Origin of the sequence: Clostridium polynesiense (assembly GCF_000820705.1) — a bacterium.
Taxonomy (GTDB): domain Bacteria; phylum Bacillota; class Clostridia; order Clostridiales; family Clostridiaceae; genus Clostridium_AA; species Clostridium_AA polynesiense.
The window spans coordinates 1-20,366 of record NZ_CCXI01000110.1 but is presented as its reverse complement, the minus strand read 5'-3'; the positions used below and the strand labels follow the sequence as shown (position 1 = coordinate 20,366).

Here is a 20,366-nt window from a genome sequence, read left to right as displayed (position 1 = left end):
TGGGATAACAACATTATCTGAGCAGATTAAGATTTTATCAAATAATATGGAAAATGATTTTTAGTTATTGAGGAGATGATATATTGAAGCAGATAGTACTTACAAGGATTGACGACAGACTGATTCATGGGCAGGTAATGACCTCTTGGCTGAAGTATACCGGAGCAAATAAAATCATGGTTATTGATGATGTTGTAAGCAAAGATCAATTTATGAAAGCAGTATTAAAATCCTGCGTTCCAGCTAATGTTATGCTGTCAGTTTTCAGCGCAAGTGAAGCTGTTGAAAGGATAAAGTCTGGATTTAATGAAAATGATAAAATAATAATACTGGTGAAGTATCCAAAAACATTATATGACATGATGCAGCAAGGAATAGATTTTGAGAAAATTAATATAGGCGGTATGGCAATAAATGCAGGAAGGAAAAAGTTCCATAAAAATATCGCAGCTTCGGAAGAAGAAAAAGCTATGCTTAAAGAAATGATAAACAAAGGCACAAAGGTATCTATTCAAATTATTGCAAATGATTCCGAAATAGATGTTTCAAAACTTTTATAAGTAAAGAAATTTATTCTACAAACTTCTTATAGGCGTTAAGTGTTATCGAAAGATATGGTAAAATGAATATGATCTCCATTGAGTTTTGACGCTTATTCAGAATTGACTGGCATAGTCCTCGTGGATAGATTAAAAATTAATGGAATTGAGGTTGAGAAATGTCAAAGCAAAATGAAAAATCCCGTTATATAACACTAACTGGGGAACTTTTAGAAGCTTTTTCTGCTCTGCCATATTACTCCCCATTGCCTGGAGAAAGAGAGCTGGGTGAGGTTTTCGGAGTTAGCAGACCTACGATACGAAAAGCTCTTAAAATTCTGGAGGATGAACGCAAAGTTATTAGGATTCAAGGAAGAGGATCATTTTACCTGGGAAATAAACGATTAGTAGATTCAGATAAGTCAAGTAATATCATTTTATATGATGAGGGATTTGAACAAGATGCGTACAGCAAAGCTAAAATAATAACTCAGAATATTGAAAAGGCAAATGAAGAAATTGCTGATAAGCTTAAGATTAAAGAGGGTGATGAAGTTTTTCATCTAGAGAGGCTTTTATATATGAAGGATAATTTTAATATTTTATCTGATGCATATGTTCCTTATAAGTTATGTCCCAGTCTCATAGATATAGACTTTCATAATACATCTCTTTATATAAAGTTACTTGAAAATTCTATTGTTCCCTACAGGATTGAACAAACTCTCACTACGGTTTCATGTAATGAATATGAAATGAGACATTTGGGGATATCTTTAAATGATCCTATTTCTTTTCTTCAGATTGTTACATTAGGAGAAAGCGGAACAGTAATTGAGTATTCAACCAATCGTGCCCCTGCTTATAAGACTAAATATGAAATGGCTTATATTATACCAAAGGCGGAAAATATAGAAGGTGCTGCTTCAAAGGAAGCAGACCAAAAGAAGTAAGTGTATTTTCTCCATGGTAAGCTGAATAAAGGAGGTAGCGAATTGAATAAAGAAGGTAGCGAATTGAATAAAGATGATAAATTTTATAAATCTTTCTCACAGGAAGAGTATAATTTACATATTACAAAGCTTCAAAATCAGATGAAAGCGGATAATATCGATGCTTTATTATTATCAATGCCGGAAAATGTTTATTATGCTACAGGATATAAAACATGGTACTCTTCAAGTTTATTCAGACCTGTTTTCTGTGTTTTAGGACAGACAGGTGAACCTTATATAATATTGAGAGTTCTTGAAAAAACCACAGTACAGCTATACAGCTGGACAAAAAATATACTTTGTTGGGGAACTCCTACAAGAAAGCTTGGAGAACTTCAAGCTGAGACAGTTATTGATGCCCTTAGAATAGTATTTAAGGAACACTTAAATGGAGTTAAAAATGTAGGTCTTGAAGCAGGAGACGGACTTCATTATTATTCCTCATTAACTCTTCTTAAGGATATAATTGATGAATTTAACGATATTGATTTTATTGACGGTTCATTAACTATTCAAAAGGCAAGAATGGTAAAGACAAAGTGGGAATTAGACAGGATTCGTGAAGCCTGCAAAGCCACAGAAGATGCTATAGTGGAAACAGGTATGGAAATAGTTGCAGGTGTAACTACAGAAAAAGATGTATCAAGAGGCATTGCAAAGCGTATGGCTGAAAAGGGAATAGATAAATTTTCTTACCTTACAGTTATAAGCGGAAATCCTAAATACAGCACCTTCAACGCATATTCTACCGATAGAGTTATCCAAAAGGACGACGTGGTATTAGTAGATATCAGCGGTCATATAGATGGCTATGCATCAGATTTAACCAGGGTGTTTTATATAGGTAAGCCTTCAGAAGAAATTATAAATATGGCTCAGGTATCCTTTGATTCGGTTTTAAGCGGAGCAAAAGCCTTAAAGCCAGGTGTTACCGTTGGCGAGATTAACAAGGTGTGTGAAGATTACATTAAAAATACTAAATACAAAGATTATGTAGTTCACTCAAGCGGACACGGAATTGGCTTAAATGTAGTAGAACATCCAATGATACAGGATGGAGGAGAAACTCCTCTTGAAGAAGGAATGGTATTTGCTATAGAGCAAGGGGTTTATCCATATGATCCTTCTGTGGGAGCAGAGTCTATAAATCTATGTATAAGATATGAAGATCAGATTGCAGTGACAAAGGATGGTTATGAATATATTTCAGGACCTGGCAAACCACTGTATATCGTAGAAGGTAAATAGATTTAATGAATTTGTCAGGTGCCAGGCACCTGACAAATTCATTTCATTAATCTTCTAATATATTATTTGTTTTCCAATTCTTCTATTAAAGCTTTCATTTCTTTTATTTCTCTTTCCTGTGCTTCAATTATTTCCTTTGCCAATTCTTTAGCACGAGGGTCTGAAAGCTCTGCCCTTTCACTGGTTAATAAAGCTATAGAATGGTGAGGGATCATAGCTTTCATCCAATCAGCATCATTAACGGTACTTTGGCTTCTTACCATATATAAAGAACCGGAAAATAAAAGGATACTTAATGCAAAGATAGCTGCATTGGCTTTTTTGTTTGTATACATTTTAAGCATAAAAGCAAGCATTACAACTGCCATAACAGCACCCATCATTATTGACATAAATAATCTTGTCTTACTGAAAAGCACGTGATCAAATTCATATACATTCAAAAACATTAGAAAATACATTATTATGGTAGAGGTTAAAATCATGACACCGAATTTTACGTATTTTTTCATAGATAAGCTCCTTCCCCTTAATAATATTATGTAACTTTTTGTTTTACATTTAAGTATAATGACTCCTTCAACTATATTCAAGGAATAGAAGGAAATCCTCTGTGAATATAAAATGAATTTCATAGAGAATTCAAGTTATTATGATAAATTTTGATTAGATTCTTATATAAGTCTTGCAGTTAAATTGTGTATTAACCTAAGATAATAAGCAGTTTTCAATGAAGCACAAATAAAAGGATATAGACAAAAATCAGCATTCTATAAAGTATATTTTTTGATAGAAAGTTTACAAAAATACTTTTATGATTTTTTTATAAAATTATCTTTATCAGGTATATATAAATAAACCCATGAAGCCAGTTAAAATCATGATTAAAAAAGGATTAAGTTTATATTTTCTAAGTAAAAATAATGCTATAATAAATATAATCTTAGCTGCAGCATTTAAATTAACGCCGCTTACAGCAATGTCAACAGATCCAAAAAAAGATATTAAAATAATAGTAGAGGCTGAAGAAATGATAAGGCCTACAGAGGTGGAACATGAAGGACATACCAGGATATATAACCTTTATAAAAATACAGCCTATTGATTTTGGAATCTGTAGCGGGGGAGCAGAGGTATATACTCTGTTAAGCTGGGTAGAAGGAAATGATTGTGAAATAGTATTACCTAAGCTTAGAAAAAATCAACAGTATGATCTTGGTATTGAGGCTGGAAGGATACTTAAAAAAATACATACTATTCCTGCTCCCAAAGCTCAGGAGTCATGGGAATCACAGTTTAGTAGAATAATAGATAATAAAATTAATTCATGCAAGGATTGTCCAATCAAATTTTCAGGGGATGAAGTATTAATAGATTATATTAATGAAAACAGGTGCCTTTTAAAGGATCGTCCTCAGTATTTTCACCATAGTGATTATCATGTTGGAAATATGATCTTATCTGATGAAGGCAGGCTTTCTGTGATAGATTTCAATCGTTTCAATTATGGCGATCCCTGGGAAGAGTTTAATCGCATAGTATGGTGCTATAGCTGCAGCAGAGAATTTGCTGCAGGACGAGTGGGTGGATATCTCAATAGTGATGTACCTTTAGATTTTTGGAAGCTTCTTGCTCTTTTTATTTCCAGCAATACTCTTTCCTCCATCTATTGGGCAATCCCTTTTGGAAGCTCGGAAGTTGAGGTTATGCTGAAGCAGGCTGAAGGTGTTTTGCTGCAATACAATAATATGGCAAATGTAATACCAAAATGGTATAGGAAGGTAATATTATGAGTAAGAATATAACAATAGAAAAGCTTACTACAGAAGACAAGACCTCAGCTTATAAGCTCTTTGAAAAAACCATTCCCCATACCTTTAATAAAGAAGGGTTGGCTTCTTTAAAGGAAGATATTAAAAATGAAATTGCATATAAGAAGTGGATGATAGACAATTCATTGGAACTTGAGAATTCAAATATAGATTTTTTAATTGCAAAGCTTAATGGAAATACCGTAGGTACTGTTTCCTTCGGACCCTGCGGCAGTGATATTAAAAGGTGTATTGATGAAGAGTTTCATCATATTGGAGAATTAGGAAGTCTTTTTGTGCTGCCTGATTATCAAAACAAAGGCATAGGATCGGAATTAATTAATGCAATGCTCACAGAACTTCATAAGAAAGGTGTCAGAGAATTTTCTTTAGACAGCGGTTATAAAAGTGCTCAAAAAATTTGGAGGAGAAAGTTTGGAGAACCCTTTAAAATAGTAAAGGATTACTGGGGAACAGGCTCTGACCATATGATTTGGCTTTGTAAAATTGAAGACTTTATATAATTCTATATTCTATAAATTATGTAACCTTTTAAAGACTATTTCATAATATGAAATTGAAGGGGGACAAACATGAATACAGAATGAACAGAACTTTTATTTAATATACCTGTATTTTTGAGCCATCCAAATAAATTAAATGTAGTACAGCAGCAGTTTATAGAGGAATTGATTAAAGAAATAAGAAAGTCATTGCTTTTTCCCCGTAGCCTTCCCTTAAGTGAACAATATCCGGAACCGCCTTTGGCAAATATACGGAGAATTATTTTATCCAGCTATGGAATGATATCGGTAAATTTAAAGCAGAGAAAAGTAAGACTTTTAGAAAATAATATTAATGAACAGAAAGAAGGAAACGCATGGGAAGGAAGTCCTTTTGCTCAAATTGAAACAGCAATGGCTTATCAATATGGGATTCCTCTTTTGCTGATAAGAGAAACAGATGTGGAAAAAATAGGCGTTTGGTCCTTAGGAATTGGTCCTTTTGTAATATTGGAGTGGAGTTCTGAAGCAGAAAATCCAGTTGAAGAGTTTTTTCAAAGAAACCATTGGAATTCGATTTTTCAAAGCTGGATAGGTCATGTACGGACTGGATATTATATTAAAACACAGCCGGAATATCAATATTCCTGTTTTAACAGAAGCGAGAATATGCAAATTTAAAATATAAACTATGCCCTTAGGTATTAACTTAAGGGCAGTTTTTTTTATAAAGCTATTTATATTTCATAACTAACAGAAAATTGGTTCCTGCCACCATCCGAAGCCTGCTTTACCTTCAGCAGCTACATCTGGTGTTTCAGGATTAGATAAAAAAATCATAAAAGAGCCTCCGGGAGGGAATATGAATTTTCCCTGTTCATCATCTACTAATGTGGTTTCAGGCTGGCCTCTTCTTGCAAAAGCTTTTATGCCACCTGTTGGGTTTCCTGTAACATTAGAAGCATATTGAAGCTTTATCCTAGGAGAAACAGGTGGACATAGTGCAAGGTTAGCTGGAGTTACAAGAGGAGAATCCTGAGGTGTTCCCGGGGAAGTTGCATTAAACCATATTTGAGCTCTGAAAGGGGACTCTGAAATATCGCTTACAGTCCATACCGTTACATGAAGATTTACCCCTGAGTTTGGAGGATTATAAAGTCTTGCCCAAGCGCTTGTGCCTTTGCCAAAGGTAAGATTATCTGCATATCCTACAAAATATTTTCCTTCCAAAGATTTAGCAAGGTTTATGGGGATATCTGCCACATAATTAAATTGCGGCTTATATATTTCAGGGGGAGGGAATGGACAGGGAATATAATACCTACAGCTTTGGTTATAAAATCCTGAAGGGTTAAAGCTCCCGTTAAATGGGGAAAATGAATATTGTCCTGATAAATTATCGCTACGACAGTTATCCATAAAATATTGCTCCTTTATTAAAAATTCTAGTATATTCTATGTTTTTAAACAATGCAACGTGATTTCTTATACTAATAAATTCTGATTTTAACTTTTCTGTTATAGGAAGGCTATATAAAAAAATAATTATTATTTTTTGAAAATGATTATTGACAAAATATTCTGATAATGGTATTTTAAACTTATTATTACAAATATGGAATATAAATTATATTATCCTGATGGGAATTGTAATTTATATAGGGAGGGAGTTTTATGAACAATCCAGTGTTTATAAACATAATGGTTAAGGATTTAAACAGCTCCATGGAGTTTTTTAAAAAGATAGGTTTTGATTTTGACTTGCGTTTTACTGATGAAAATGTTGCCTGCATGATAATCAGTGAAAATGTATATGCAATGCTTCAAGTAAGGGAGTTTTTTAAGAAATTCACAAAAAAAGATATTTGTGATGCGTATAAATCTACAGAGGCTATTTTTTCTATAGGCTTAGGAAGCAAGGAGGAAGTGGATAAAATTGTAAACAAGGCATTCGATATTGGCGGAAAGTATTTTAAGGATCCCATAGATTATGGCTACATGTATGAATGGGGTTTCGAAGATTTGGATGGACATCTATGGGAGATGTTTCATATGAAGGCTATGGAAGAGTTTCCAGATCAATAAATATGTAAGAAGGTATAAATATCCGGAAAGAAATAATTAAAAATAAGAATTCATTAGTATGCCATTGCGATTTTATAAATAAATTTAGAATATCTGGATATATGATTTGCTTAAACAATAAAAGGAGTTTGACTGTTTTAGTCAGGCTCCTTTTATTGTTGTGTTTAATAGCTTTTAGATGTGTTTATACCTTAAAAGAATATGTTTAAGATAAATTAAACACATTTTTTAAGGGTTGAAAGCTAGTGAATTCAAGGCTTCAGGGGATATAAGTGATTTTGGCACAGCTCTTGCTTTATTATAATTCTGAAAACGTTATCTAAGGATGAAAGAAAGGAAGTGGTTAACATGTCCATCTTAAAACAACAAAGAGTAGATAGTTTATTTGCTAAGGATGGAAAGGCAGTGTATGTTCCTGTAGATCATGGAATCGGAGGAATTAAAAAGGGGCTTGAAGACCCTGTAAAGGTTATTGAGAAACTGGTGGAGTACGGAGCTGACGGAACTCTGCTTCAACTAGGGATGGCAAAGCAGACTATGGATATTTTCAACAGTGCGGAAAATCCTCCTGCTAAAATAATAGCTTTGGATTACCGTCATTATTGGAAGATACCCGGTCATAATGAAGGAGTGCTCTCATGCTTTCAGAGCTCTACAGTTGAGCAGGCTATGCAATATGGATGCTCTGCAGTTAAAGTAATGATTCCTTATGGAGGAGATGAAAAGGTAACCATAGACCATGTAAAGATTCTTACTAATGTAATTAGAGAAGCGGACAGGCTTGATGTTCCAGTAATGGTAGAGCCAATGCCTGGTGGAAAATGTCCTCCTGAATATGCGAAGGATCATGATGTTATTGCTAATGCCTCCAGGATAGCAATTGAACTTGGAGCTGATGTACTAAAAATTCCATATTCAGGAGACAAGGAAAGATTCACTGAACTTGTTCAAGTTTCAAGAATTCCGGTAACAGTTTTAGGTGGAAGTCCTAAGGATATTAAAACTGTTCTTGAAGCGGCAAAGGATATCACGGAATGCGGTGCTAAAGCTGTAGTATTCGGACGAAACGTATGGGGACATCATGATATGAAAGGCGTAATAAATGCATTAAAAGATATTATTCATGATGGTGCTGAGGTTTCAAAAACCGTTGAAAAGTACAATTTAAGCGGAAGCGCAGTGACAGAACACAATTACACAATATAAGGTTAAACATGGTGAAGAGTATGGAAAGGAAAATTATTTTAGCTACCCATGGTCATTTCAGCGAAGCTATTAAGGAGAGTTGTGAATTAATCATGGGAAAGCAGGAAAAAATCAGTACTTTATCAGTGGTTACAGGTATGGGAGCTGATGAAATGTATGAATTTTTCTGCAATGAGATTGAAGATTCCCTGCAAAAGGATGGGTGCCTTCCTCTCATCATGGTAGACATAATGGGGGGGAGTCCTTATAACCAGGCAATAAGAACTTTAAGAGATTATGAGGTTTCAATTGTAACAGGTTTGAACCTTCCTATGCTGGTGGAAGTAATAGTTATGAGGAATCAGCTTGGCTATGAAGAACTGGCAGAATTAGCATCTGAAGTTGGAAGAAATGGTGTAGGAATTGCAACTCGTGAGAGTTTGCTTAAAGCAAATGTATAAATGGGAGGAGAAGTTATATGGCAAAATTAACATTATGCAGAATCGATGACAGATTAATCCACGGACAAATAATCGTTAAATGGTCAAAATCTGTACCTGTGGATAGAATACTTATTGTTGACGATAAATTTGCAAAGGATCCATTCATGGTGTCTTTATATAAAGCAACGGCACCAAAGCATTTGAAGTTTTCGATGCTAAGCTTAAGTGATACAGCTGAAAAATGGAAAGCTGGATTTTTTAAAGAAGAAAATATCCTGCTGCTTACAAGGACAGTAGATGTAATGAAGGGCTTGATAGAAGCTGATATTCCTATAGATGAGGTGAATGTTGGAGGGATAGCCTCCAAAGCCTCCAGTGTAGTAGTAGCAGGTTCTATAAGTATAACCAAGGATGATGTGGAAGGGCTTAAAGCTATAGAGGACAGGGGAAAACATGTATATTTTAAAATGACTCCTGAAGATGCTGGAATGGAGTTAAGTACCGTTATAAATAAATATTTTAAATAAATATAATAATTATAAAGGATAGGGGGAATTTAAATGACAATTTTAGCAGCATTTATACTCGCTATGTGGGTATGGCTTTATAGGTCAGGTCTTTTTTATTCAGCTTTTGGTCTTGACAGGCAGCCTTTGGTAGTAGGATTAGTGGTAGGTATAGTTTTGGGAGATGTACCAACGGCTATGGTTGCATCAGTACCTCTTCAATTAATTTATATGGGACTCCAGAACACCGGAGGAGCTATACCAACAGATACCTGTATAGGAAGTATTGTTGGTATAAGCACAGCAGTTCTAAGTGGAGTTTCTCCAGAAACTGCAGTAACAATTGCTGTTCCTGTAGGACTTGTTGCAAATCAGCTTATGAATCTTTTATATGTTGTAAATGGAACCTGGGTCCATCGTGCAGAAAAAGCTATCGATAAGTATGATTTAGGAGAATTAAGTCGATGTGCCACAATTTATCCAATGCTTACAGCCTTTATAATATATGTTCCTCTTATGACCTTTTTATTCTTTAAAGGTCCGGATACAGCACAATTGTTACTCTCAGTGATTCCAGCTGCAGTTATAAGAGGATTAGGTGCAGTTGGAGCAGTACTTCCTGCTCTAGGATTTGCTTTAATTGTTAAAACCATTGGAAGTAAAAAACTTCTTCCTTTCTTTGTAGGAGCATATTTTATTACAGTTATGCTTAAAGGATTCGGAAATATAAACGTTGCATTACTTGCAATAATAGGTGCAGTTGTAGGATACGTTTATATTCTGTTAAGAAACGGTAATAATGCAGAGGAGGTATCGGAATAATGGAAGCACGTGCAGCTAATATTGAAAAAAAGATTGCATCAAAGGATTTAAAAAGAGCATGGTGGAGATGGTGGACATTTGCAGAAGCTTCACACTCCTTTGAACGTTTAATGGGACTAGCTTTTTGCTATGCAATGATTCCTACACTTCAGAAGCTTTATACTACTAAAGAATCTCTTCAGGAAGCTTTAAAAAGGCACCTTCAGTTCTTTAACACTCAGGCAATCTGGGGTGGAGGCTTTATATTAGGTGCAACTATTGCACTGGAAGAAGAAAATGCAAACTTACCTCCGGAGGAAAGATCTTATGAGGTGGTTACAACCACAAAGGTTGGTCTAATGGGACCTTTAGCCGGCATAGGTGATTCACTTGACTGGGGAACAATTAGGCCAATGCTTTTAGCTCTTGCTATTCCATGGGCAGAGCAAGGATCATGGGTTGGTGGAGCAATGCCAATAACCATATTCATGATAATTTCTATTATTTATGGTCAGTACTTCATGCGTAAATCTTACTCCTTGGGAAGAGGCGCTGCAGTTATGTTCCTTCAAAGCAAAACCATATCAAATATAATTGAAGGAGCTTCAGTGCTAGGAATGATAATGATGGGAATTATGGCAGCAAGCTATGTTAACATTGTTCCAGCATTAAAATGGTCAATCAATGGTAAGGAATGGGCTTTGTCTACAATACTAAATAATATCCTTCCAGGACTACTTCCATTTGCAACTGTAGCATTGATTTATCTATATTTTGATAAAAAAGGATTAAAAATAACAAAATGCCTTATGTATGTTATAGTGATTTCCTTTATTTTAGGATTAATAGGAATTATATAAAACTGATCTTTTTATTAAAGCAGAAGAGTATTTTATAAGTTATATAGGGGCGCCTTAGGGCTCCCCCTTCTATAAAATGTCCTACAGGATGTGCCTTTTGAAGCATCATAAATATATTAAATTTACGGAGGAGAAAATAATGGATAAACATAAAATAAGCGTTATAACAGGACCTAGAGAAGCCAAGCTATTTGAAGTAGACATTCCTGAGATAAAGAATAATGAAGTTTTAGTAGCTAATAAAGTTTGTGCTTTATGTACCTCAGATTATCAGCTGTGGATGGGAACCAGAGACAACATACCTTACAATGTTGCCTTTGGACACGAAAATGCCGGTGTTGTTGTTAAAGTAGGAGCAGATGTAAAAAATGTTAAAGAAGGAGACAGAGTAGCCTTTGGTGTACTTGGATGCGGAGTATGCGATGATTGCAGAAAAGGTCTTAACTTAAAAAGGTGCATGAATGCTACTTCATCCCATACTGCAGGGAATGCAGACGGATACCATGGCCCTCATGGAGCATCTCAATATAAAGCAGTAGAAGGAAGAAAGCTCTTTAAAGTAAGGGATGGCGTATCTCTTAAGCATGCTGCTTTTCTTGAACCTATAGCCACAGTAGTTGAAGGAATAGAGAGAATGAGAATAAAGCCAAATGAAAATATTCTAGTTGTAGGTGCAGGAACCATGGGAAACCTTAATGCACAGGTAGCCAGAAAGTACGGTGCTACGGTTATTGTAAGCGAAGTAAGCGATAAAAAGCTTGAAACCTTAAGAAAAATGGGCTTTAAGCATCTTATAAATTCAAAAAAAGAAGATCTTAAAACCAGAGTAAATGAAATATTAGGAGGTCAGCAGCTGGATGGCATAATAGTAAGTGTAGGGGCAACTCCAGTGTATAGACAGGTTTTTGAAATGGCTCCTAAGTGCTGCAGAATATTATTATTTGCTGCAAACTATCCAGCACCAGAATGGGGGATGAATATAGATCCTAATTTAATTCATTATAATCTTTGGGAAATTATAGGTACCTACACAGCTTCTACTTTTGCATTCCAGCAGGCTATGGATTTAATTAATAAAGAGGATTTAAATTTAGATTTGCTTATCGATGGTGAATTTGACCAGGATAAGCTTCAGGAAGCGTTTGAAGCAGCAAGTACTCCGGACATGTTTAGAGTATTGCTGAATATTTAGGAGGGTAAAATGGAAGGGTTTCATCAATTTTTTATGCCTAAAGAAAGCTTATTTGGATATGGATGTTCACAAAAAATAGCACCATTTCTGGTTTCGAAAGGTGTAAGTAAAGTTCTTATAGTAACTGATAAATATCTCCATGAGAGCGGTCTTGCACAAATGGCTATAAATAATTTTAACGGATTTGATATAGAATATGCTTTCTATGATGAGGTATCTCCTAATCCTACCTTAGAAAATGTAAAGCTTGGTGCTGAGTATTATAAAAAATATAATTGCCAGGGCATAGTAGCAATTGGAGGCGGATCTCCTGAGGATTGCGCCAAAGCCATGGGAGTTTTAATTTCAATGGAGGAGAGCTTGAGGATTATATAGGACTTGAGAAGTGTACTTTAGACTCTGTTCCTTTGATTGCAGTTAACACTACTGCAGGCACAGCCAGCGAGATATCAAGAGCATGCCTTATCATAGATACCAAAGAAAATAGAAAAATTGCTATTAAAGATAAACATGCCATACCTCTTTTAGCGGTTAATGACAGTATGCTTATGCTTAAACTTCCTGCTAAATTAACAGCAGCCACAGGGATGGATGCTTTAACTCATGCAATTGAAAGCTATACGTCACAAAATGCATATGCTGTAAGTAAATGCTCTGCTTTAGAAGCGGTGGGTTTAATTTTTAAATATTTGGATAAGGCCTGCGAAGAACCTCAAAATATAGAATTTAGGGATAATATGATATATGCGGAATTTTTAGCGGGGATTTCCTTTTGCAACTCAGGATTGGGATTAGTACATGCTATGTCACATCAGCTTAGTTCTACTTATGGATTACCCCATGGCTTAAGTAATGCAGTATTACTGCCTTATGTTATGGAATTCAACGCAGAAAATATCCCTGAGCTTTATGATGAACTATACTTAAGATATCATTGGGAGGAAGACACAAAATCAATGAAGCCAGGAGAAGCCACAGAACTTTTAATTCAGGAAGTTCGAAGATTATCTGAGAAGATTGGAACTAATGTTTCATTGGAAAAGCTCAATGTAAAGAAAGAGGATTTTGAGATCATGGCTGAAAAAGCGTTAATAGATGGATGCTATGGACATACTCCTGTTAAAGCATCCAAGCCAAGTATTATTGAAATTTATAATAAAGCTTATTTAGGTTAATGAAAAATTTCAATATTATATTAGAATATCTCACAGAAATTCTGTGAGATATTTTAATGTTAAAAAAAATATTAGTACACGCGCGAATAAAGTAGAAAAATGTCTGAAAAATCAGTAAATTTGTGCTATTATATATATATAACCATAATCCTTTTCTGATTGCAGAATAATAATACCTGTTTTTATACTCTTATAACATAGCAGAAGGAGGATAACACATGATAGAACATAACTTGAAGATGATTGATAAGATATATTTATTTGTCTTACATTCTTCAACAACCTCGCCAATAAGTGCTGCGGAAACAGCAGAAAAATTTTCAATATCACGGGTCAGTGCATGCAACTACTTAAATGAACTTTATCGGCAGGGGAAAATTATAAAAAGCACAGGTAAACCTGTATTGTATAGCGCATCCAGAAGAAAGGACAAGGCATCTGAAGATAACGTATTTATTAAAACCTACGGCAGGGATCCTATTTATTTTAAAAGTATAGAGATGGCTATGGCCTCAGTACATTATCCTAATAATGGTTTGGCCATGCTTATCAATGGAGAGACAGGAGTAGGAAAAACTTTTTTTGCACAACTTACTTATAAATACGCAGTTCAGGCAGGAGTAATTGAAAAAGATAGTCCATTTATCTCGCTAAACTGTGCTGATTACTCCAATAACCCTCAGCTTATTACTTCTATTTTGTTTGGACACATTAAGGGCGCATTTACCGGAGCAGTAACAGAGCAGGAGGGCCTTGTAGAAAGTGCAGAAAATGGGTACCTTTTTCTGGATGAAGCACATAGACTTCCTGCTGAAGCACAAGAGATGCTTTTTAGCATAATTGATACAGGAACCTATAGGAGATTAGGGGAATCTTCAAACAGCTGTAAAGCTCATGTAAGAATAATATTTGCTACTACAGAAAATTTGGAAGATACTTTTTTAGGCACTTTTCTCAGAAGGATACCCGTTATAATGTCACTTCCCTCCTTTAAAGATTTCAGCTTTCAACAAAGAATGAATACCATGGAAAAAATATTGAAGGAAGAAATATCATCTATGAAGAGAAAAGTATTTATTCATAATAAGGTGATAGAGGTGCTTTTGAAATATCCCTGCAAGGGCAATATAGGTCAGCTTAAAAATGATATAAAGGTCATACTGGCACGAGCTTATATGAGAAGCATATTATCAGATGAACCTGACATGTATGTAGAAATTGAAGACATCCCATACACAATTAAGAAGAATCTGCTGTCTATATTAAAGAATGATTATAATAATGATAAAAGCAGGGACTATATTGAGATTACAGGCTCAAATATCAGTAATGTTAAAGAAAGTAATAATCTATATAATTTTATAAATGAGGAATACAACCTGCAGTCCAATAATGAAACTCTGCATGCAGAAAAGCTTAAAAAGATACTTAAAGATATTATAAGAGAGCATTTTAACAGATTTTATGAAAACGCGGATACTGATAGTGATAGTAATGGAATTAGAGGAATTAACTTCAACAAAATTTTGCAAACGATTTCTAAAGCTATTAGTTTGATAGAAAAAGCGGAAAAGCTAGATATTACCGACGAGCTCATATCAAAGTTAGCTTTATTGTTTTTAAATATTTTAGAGGAGAAAAATTGGGGAGAAGAGTCTAAGGAAAAAGTGAAATCAGAAATGGCGAATAATGATTTAAAAGCCTTATCTGGAGAAGTATATACATTAATAAAAGAAGAATTTAAACCGCTGAAAGTAAGTAATAATATTATTTATGAAATTTATGAGATTTTATCCTGGGATGAATTGAAGAAGTCGTCAGGGATTTCTATACTGCTTTTATCTGCAGAAGAGAGTTCTGCAAAAAATATAGCTCAAAAGATTAATGAAAGCTTTGGTGATTACTCAGTACATTACTACGAATATCATAAAGAGGTTAGCGAGGAACAAAATATCATACTAATTGAGCAGTATATTCATATGTTTGCAGTGGAAAAAGGAATGCTTCTCATAAGTGATAATACTATATCTGAAAGCTTAAAATCCAAACTTGAAAAAAAGCTTCTAAATATCCCTCTTAAGTTTTTGAATGATTTTAATACACCAATTATAATAGAAGCTGTAAGATTGGTAAAACAAATAGATATGACATTAGATAAATTGTATTCTCAGCTTAATACTTTAGAGAATAAGCACAAGGCGTTGTTAATGCCGGATTATAATCAGAATACAGGAACAAAAGTCTTATTAACTGTATGTCTTACCGGATATGGTGTAGCAGAAAAAATATCCGAAATGATACAGCATCAATTTGTTTTTCATAAGCATGTAAAAATTGTTGCTTTGGATTTTGAAACTTATCAACAGATGAACATGCACATTGAAGAATTTAGTTGTAATAATGATATTATCTGTGTAGTGGGGTCGCATAATCCTCTTGCTATTGATGTTCCCTTCATTTCAATAGATGATTTAGTCTTTAGAGATGGATATTTAATTCTTAGAGACCTATTGAATATATACGGAATATATCCTTTAAATGGCACAGAGGAGGACATGAGTATAGGGGGAATGTCAAGATTCCTATATTTCATAATTGAAAACTTTGTTAAGTATCTTAACTGCAGGGAGCTTTCCTGCCATGTGGGAGAAGTGATATCAATAATTGAGGAGAAGTTTTCCATTGTATTAAATAGGTCGCAGTATGTGATGCTAATGATTCATATATGCTGTATGGTGGAAAAGATGTTATTCACTACCCCAGTGTACACCGGTAAGAAGGTTGATCTTCCTGAAGAAGAAAAATTACTCCTTCAAGAGGCGTTTAAACCTATATCTGAAATTTATAAAATTAATGTAAGTGATTTTGAGCTTAATAGAATATTAGAAATTATAAATGATTTTTTACAGGAATAAAAAATAGTTCAGCAAATCCGCTGGACTATTTTTTTGTTAAATACCTTATTGAATAAAAAACCAATTATAGTAAAAATATGGTATAATTCATAATATAAAAAGCTTCAAAGCAATAGCTTGAAAGGGTATTTATAAAAGACATATCCTCTACGAGGTGAATTATTTTATGGAAAAGAAAATTTAATTTAATATAAAGGAGAGCACCTATGAATATAATTATTCCGGATAAAATAATGAGAATAGAAACTCAAAGACTAGTTTTAAGAGAAATATACAGAGATGACGATAAGGAGATATTTGAAATATTTAGTGATGATGAGGTAGCTCTTTATGACTGGTTTCGTCCTATTAAAAATCTATCTGAAGCAGATACATTTATTGAAAGGTATAATGAGGAGTTTGAAGCAGGTGAAGAGATTACTTGGGGAATTGCACTAAAGGAAACAGAAAAGCTTATTGGTATATGCTGCCTTGGAAATTTTGATAATTATGCAAGAAGGGCTGAAATAGGATATGATCTTATGAAAAGCCAGTGGGGAAGAGGGTATGGAACTGAAGCGGTTAAAGCTGTTATAACCTATGGCTTCAAGAATATGAATTTAAATAGAATTGAGGCTTTTATTACTCCTGGAAATACTGCATCCATAAGGCTTATGGAAAAGTCTGGATTTATAAAAGAAGGAATTGTAAGGGAAAGAGACTTTATTAAGGGAAAATTTGAAGATGGGGTTATAATGTCTAAGCTTAGAAGAGATGAGTAAGCTTGAAAGGTGAAAAATATTAATTTTTTGGATTCAAATTAATATAATAAAGAACTGCCTGCTAAGTGCAGTTCTTTATTATATAAAACTTTCAAATATATAATTTTCTCTGATTTAAAATTCAAATAATACTGCAGTAAAGACTACCTGTAATTGATATGCACCCTTTTTACAAAGAGCTTTATTATTTTAACTTTATAATATAAAGTGAGCATATAAAATTTGGTAGCCTTTTAAATTAAACTGCTTTTGTAAATCTTATTCTGCTTTTAATGCAGCCATGGTTATAAAGTTAAAAGGCTGATTAAAGTGTGGAAGGAAAAATATATCTAAAAGCTTTAGTTTATCTATAGTTACCTTTTCTTGAATAGCCAGTGAGAACATGTGGATTCCCATGGATATATCAGCTCTTGAAGCCATTTGAGCTCCTAATATTATACGGGTAGATTTATCATAAACTATTTTAAGTTTAACCTTTTCATTATTGTGCTCCATGAAAGCTGGTTTCTGAAGATCTTCATATTCAGTATATACTGCATTGAAATTTAAAGCCTTTGCCCTTTTAAGGGTAAGTCCTGTAGATACCATATTAAAACCAAAGATGCTTATAGCATTGGAACCCTGAACACCAACGGATTCCAACGGATTTCCGCAGGCATTATGTCCTGCAATTATAGCTGAACGCACTGCATTAGTTGCTAAAGCTATATAATTTAAATCCTGGGAAGCATTATCATAAACTGTTGCACAGTCGCCTATTGCATAAACATCCTTCATGCTGGTTTCCTGATGTTTATCCACTATATATGCACCGTTTTTAAAGAGCTTAAGGCTGTTCTTTCCTAATTCATTGTTTGGTCTGAAGCCTATTGCCATTATGACCATATCAGCATCATAGCTTCCTTTATCCGTAATTACCTTTTCTACATTTTTATCTCCCTGAAATTCTAAGACCTTTTCTCCAAAGGCAAGGTTAATCCCATGCTCTGATAGGTTTTTATCCATTAAAGACGTAAATTCGTCATCATAGTAGCTGGAAAGACTTGTTTCCATTAAGTCGATGAGTGTAACATTTTTATCCATCCTTTTAAAGGCTTCCGCAAGCTCAACTCCAATATAACCTGCTCCTACTACTACAATATTTTTAAGCTCTTTGTGCTGAAGTTTATGAATTACATCCTGAGCGTTTTGATAAAGTTTAACAAGCTGAACATTTTCTAAATCAATACCCTTAAGCTTTGGTACTATAGGAAGAGACCCTGTAGCCAAAATCAGTTTATCATATTTTTCTTCTAGTTTAGTGCCGTTTTTATCTTCAGCATATATTACCTTATTATCAAAATCAATAGAATTCACCTTAGTTTCTATGTGAATCAATGCACCTTTTTCTTCAAGCTTTTCCTTAGAAGAATAAAATAAGCCCTCTGGTCCGCTTATCTGCTTACCTATCCATAAAGCCATACCACAGCCTAAAAAGCTAATATTTGAATTTGAGTCAATGCCTACAACTTCATGTCCTGAATAGTTGTCCAGTATAGTGTTTATAGCTGCTGTACCTGCATGGTTTACACCAATAACTGCAATTTTACTCATTCTTTTCTCTCCTTTACTTTATTTTTGAGAGTACATAAGTATATTGTGTCCAGTTTTATTATCAATATTAAAACATAATGCTTTGAAAAAATAAATATGTAAAAGTGTATATAAAGTAATGTTAATAAAAATATATTATATTTATTGTAGGAAAATAATGGTATATAATAAATTAAAGAGGTGAAGTAGATGGATAAGATAATAGAGGTTAAAGGCTTAAAAAAGAGCTACGGCAGTGTAAAAGCGGTTCAGGGAATAGATTTTTATGTGGAGAGGGGAAAGCTTTTTGCTTTTTTGGGACCTAACGGAGCTGGAAAATCTACCACTATTGATATGCTCTGCACTTTGTTGAAGCCTGATGAGGGAGAAATATTGGTGGATGAATGTAGGATTGGTGTGGAGGATGATGAAATAAGAAAGGTTATAGGTGTTGTTTTTCAAGAAAGTATTCTTGACCCTCTTTTAACTGTAAGGGAAAATCTTCTTACAAGAGGAGGGTTTTACTCTTTGGAAAAATCCAAGCTTAAGGAAGCTGTAAAGAAAGCTGCAGAAGCAGCCGAAGTGCTAGATTTTTTGGACAGACCTTATGGAAATCTTTCCGGAGGTCAGAGGAGAAGAGCAGACATAGCTAGAGCTTTGATAAATACTCCTAAAATACTTTTTTTAGACGAACCTACCACAGGTTTAGATCCTCAGACTAAGGAAAGTGTTTGGAGGACCATTAGGGAGCTTCAAAGCAAAGAGGGGATGACTGTATTTTTAACTACTCACTATATGGAGGAAGCGGAGGATGCTGATTATATTATAGTTATAGACAACGGTAAGATTGCCGCTAAGGGTACACCTTACGAACTTAAACAGAAGTATAGCTCGGATTTAATTAAAATAAAGCCGATACTGCGGAAGGAGGTAATTTCTCTTTTAGATAAGAGAAACATATCCTACTGTGAAAAAGGGGAGATAATACAGGGAAAACTTGAAAATTCTACAGAAGCTATAGGTTTCCTTAAGGAAGCAGAAAATATTATTGAAAGCTTTGAGGTCATACATGGAACCATGGATGACGTGTTTATAAATATCACCGGAAGGGAGATGAGAGAGGATGCTTAACCTAGTTTTGAGAAATTTAAAAATTTTCTTTAGAGAAAAAAGCTCTGTTTTCTTTTCTCTTTTAGGAGTATTTATTATAATAGGGCTTTATGTACTATTTTTGGGAGATACCTTTGTAAGAGGTATGGAAAATGTGCCAGGGATAAGATTTTTAATGGATAGCTGGATAATGGCCGGGCTTCTCGCTGTTACTTCCATAACTACTACTATGGGAGCCTACGGTGCAATGGTGGATGATAAAACATCAAAAAGAATAAAAGATTTCAATGCAGCACCTATAAAAAGATATAAAATAGCTGGAGGATATGTTTTAAGTTCTTATATAATAGGCGTGATTATGAGCTTTTTAACCTTTATACTAGCGGAAATATATATAGTTTCAAGCGGAGGAGAGCTTCTTTCCGCAGTGGAAATGGCACAAGCGTCAGGTTTAATACTATTAAATGTTCTTTCTTCCAGCGCCATGATTTTTTTCATTGTCAGCTTTTTTAACAGTAATAGCGCATTTTCTACTGCAAGTACTGTTATAGGAACCCTTATTGGATTTCTTACAGGTATATATATTCCTATGGGCTCCCTGCCGGAATCCGTTCAAACGGTGATAAAATTATTTCCAGTATCTCATGGAGGAGTTCTCTTCAGGC

The 20,366-nt window shown here is 34.3% G+C and carries 23 protein-coding genes; 20 read left to right on the top strand and 3 right to left on the bottom strand.

All coding sequences use genetic code 11. The features are described from left to right. Positions 1 to 83 precede the first annotated feature (83 nt). The 3 genes from TA89_RS10225 (at position 84) to TA89_RS10215 (ending at position 2,782) form a co-directional block, all read left to right on the top strand. Positions 84 to 560, top strand: coding sequence for a PTS sugar transporter subunit IIB (locus tag TA89_RS10225; protein WP_040213163.1), 477 nt, complete (start codon positions 84 to 86; stop codon positions 558 to 560). Positions 561 to 718: 158 nt separating this feature from the next. Then, complete coding sequence (locus tag TA89_RS10220; protein ID WP_052447424.1) at positions 719 to 1,492, top strand: GntR family transcriptional regulator; 774 nt, start codon at positions 719 to 721, stop codon at positions 1,490 to 1,492. 42 nt (positions 1,493 to 1,534) lie between these two features. Beyond that, entirely contained in the window at positions 1,535 to 2,782 is a 1,248-nt protein-coding gene (locus TA89_RS10215) for a M24 family metallopeptidase (RefSeq protein ID WP_242850116.1), read from the top strand. A 62-nt stretch (positions 2,783 to 2,844) separates the two neighbouring features. Here the strand turns inward: TA89_RS10215 and TA89_RS10210 are convergent, their stop codons facing one another. Further along, on the bottom strand, positions 2,845 to 3,294 hold the full coding sequence (locus tag TA89_RS10210) for a DUF305 domain-containing protein (protein WP_040213162.1): 450 nt from the start codon (positions 3,292 to 3,294) through the stop codon (positions 2,845 to 2,847). 368 nt (positions 3,295 to 3,662) lie between these two features. On the opposite strand from TA89_RS10210, the gene TA89_RS10205 reads away from it, so the two are divergent. From TA89_RS10205 to TA89_RS10190, 4 genes are all read left to right on the top strand, one after another. After that, positions 3,663 to 3,887 carry a hypothetical protein gene (locus tag TA89_RS10205; protein ID WP_207642850.1) on the top strand — a complete coding sequence of 75 codons (225 nt, stop codon included), beginning with the start codon at positions 3,663 to 3,665 and terminating at the stop codon, positions 3,885 to 3,887. After that, a complete protein-coding gene (locus TA89_RS10200) occupies positions 3,838 to 4,575 on the top strand; it encodes an aminoglycoside phosphotransferase family protein (protein WP_052447423.1) in 738 nt (245 codons plus the stop codon). The genes TA89_RS10205 and TA89_RS10200 overlap by 50 nt, the downstream gene beginning before the upstream one ends. Continuing rightward, positions 4,572 to 5,117 carry a GNAT family N-acetyltransferase gene (locus TA89_RS10195; RefSeq protein WP_040213156.1) on the top strand — a complete coding sequence of 182 codons (546 nt, stop codon included), beginning with the start codon at positions 4,572 to 4,574 and terminating at the stop codon, positions 5,115 to 5,117. Before TA89_RS10200 ends, TA89_RS10195 begins: the two co-directional genes overlap by 4 nt. Before the next feature lie 114 nt (positions 5,118 to 5,231). Beyond that, on the top strand, positions 5,232 to 5,777 hold the full coding sequence (locus TA89_RS10190) for a hypothetical protein (RefSeq protein ID WP_147590110.1): 546 nt from the start codon (positions 5,232 to 5,234) through the stop codon (positions 5,775 to 5,777). Positions 5,778 to 5,846: 69 nt separating this feature from the next. Here TA89_RS10190 and TA89_RS10185 read toward each other — a convergent pair whose 3' ends face one another. After that, positions 5,847 to 6,515 (bottom strand): DUF6143 family protein, encoded by a 669-nt coding sequence (locus tag TA89_RS10185; protein WP_242850115.1) that lies wholly within the window; start codon positions 6,513 to 6,515, stop codon positions 5,847 to 5,849. Positions 6,516 to 6,770: 255 nt separating this feature from the next. On the opposite strand from TA89_RS10185, the gene TA89_RS10180 reads away from it, so the two are divergent. The 11 genes from TA89_RS10180 (at position 6,771) to TA89_RS10135 (ending at position 17,019) form a co-directional block, all read left to right on the top strand. Continuing rightward, positions 6,771 to 7,181, top strand: a complete 411-nt coding sequence (locus TA89_RS10180; protein WP_040213152.1) for a VOC family protein — start codon at positions 6,771 to 6,773, stop codon at positions 7,179 to 7,181. A 348-nt stretch (positions 7,182 to 7,529) separates the two neighbouring features. Further along, positions 7,530 to 8,387, top strand: a complete 858-nt coding sequence (locus tag TA89_RS10175) for a class I fructose-bisphosphate aldolase (protein WP_040213151.1) — start codon at positions 7,530 to 7,532, stop codon at positions 8,385 to 8,387. A 20-nt stretch (positions 8,388 to 8,407) separates the two neighbouring features. Further along, positions 8,408 to 8,827, top strand: a complete 420-nt coding sequence (locus tag TA89_RS10170) for a PTS sugar transporter subunit IIA (RefSeq protein ID WP_040213149.1) — start codon at positions 8,408 to 8,410, stop codon at positions 8,825 to 8,827. Positions 8,828 to 8,844: 17 nt separating this feature from the next. Beyond that, complete coding sequence (locus TA89_RS10165) at positions 8,845 to 9,336, top strand: PTS sugar transporter subunit IIB (protein WP_040213148.1); 492 nt, start codon at positions 8,845 to 8,847, stop codon at positions 9,334 to 9,336. Positions 9,337 to 9,369: 33 nt separating this feature from the next. Next, positions 9,370 to 10,137: a PTS sugar transporter subunit IIC gene (locus tag TA89_RS10160; RefSeq protein ID WP_040213146.1), complete on the top strand. Its 768-nt coding sequence runs from the start codon at positions 9,370 to 9,372 to the stop codon at positions 10,135 to 10,137. Further along, positions 10,137 to 10,976, top strand: a complete 840-nt coding sequence (locus TA89_RS10155) for a PTS system mannose/fructose/sorbose family transporter subunit IID (protein ID WP_040213144.1) — start codon at positions 10,137 to 10,139, stop codon at positions 10,974 to 10,976. Before TA89_RS10160 ends, TA89_RS10155 begins: the two co-directional genes overlap by 1 nt. 139 nt (positions 10,977 to 11,115) lie before the next feature. Continuing rightward, positions 11,116 to 12,168 (top strand): zinc-dependent alcohol dehydrogenase, encoded by a 1,053-nt coding sequence (locus TA89_RS10150; protein ID WP_040213142.1) that lies wholly within the window; start codon positions 11,116 to 11,118, stop codon positions 12,166 to 12,168. Positions 12,169 to 12,177: 9 nt separating this feature from the next. Then, entirely contained in the window at positions 12,178 to 12,543 is a 366-nt protein-coding gene (locus TA89_RS19060; protein ID WP_052447422.1) for an iron-containing alcohol dehydrogenase, read from the top strand. Continuing rightward, positions 12,486 to 13,343 (top strand): iron-containing alcohol dehydrogenase, encoded by an 858-nt coding sequence (locus TA89_RS10145; RefSeq protein ID WP_052447421.1) that lies wholly within the window; start codon positions 12,486 to 12,488, stop codon positions 13,341 to 13,343. Before TA89_RS19060 ends, TA89_RS10145 begins: the two co-directional genes overlap by 58 nt. A gap of 218 nt (positions 13,344 to 13,561) precedes the next feature. Then, on the top strand, positions 13,562 to 16,258 hold the full coding sequence (locus tag TA89_RS10140; protein WP_040213136.1) for a sigma 54-interacting transcriptional regulator: 2,697 nt from the start codon (positions 13,562 to 13,564) through the stop codon (positions 16,256 to 16,258). A 206-nt stretch (positions 16,259 to 16,464) separates the two neighbouring features. Beyond that, positions 16,465 to 17,019 carry a GNAT family N-acetyltransferase gene (locus tag TA89_RS10135; RefSeq protein ID WP_052447420.1) on the top strand — a complete coding sequence of 185 codons (555 nt, stop codon included), beginning with the start codon at positions 16,465 to 16,467 and terminating at the stop codon, positions 17,017 to 17,019. A 258-nt stretch (positions 17,020 to 17,277) separates the two neighbouring features. On the opposite strand, the gene nox is transcribed toward TA89_RS10135, so the two are convergent. After that, on the bottom strand, positions 17,278 to 18,612 hold the full coding sequence (gene nox / locus TA89_RS10130; RefSeq protein WP_040213135.1) for a H2O-forming NADH oxidase: 1,335 nt from the start codon (positions 18,610 to 18,612) through the stop codon (positions 17,278 to 17,280). Positions 18,613 to 18,801: 189 nt separating this feature from the next. Here nox and TA89_RS10125 point away from each other — a divergent pair, with 189 nt between their 5' ends. After that, positions 18,802 to 19,722 carry an ABC transporter ATP-binding protein gene (locus TA89_RS10125; RefSeq protein ID WP_040213134.1) on the top strand — a complete coding sequence of 307 codons (921 nt, stop codon included), beginning with the start codon at positions 18,802 to 18,804 and terminating at the stop codon, positions 19,720 to 19,722. Positions 19,723 to 19,729: 7 nt separating this feature from the next. Next, on the top strand, positions 19,730 to 20,366 hold a 637-nt coding region (locus TA89_RS10120), incomplete at its 3' end, for an ABC transporter permease (protein WP_242850114.1).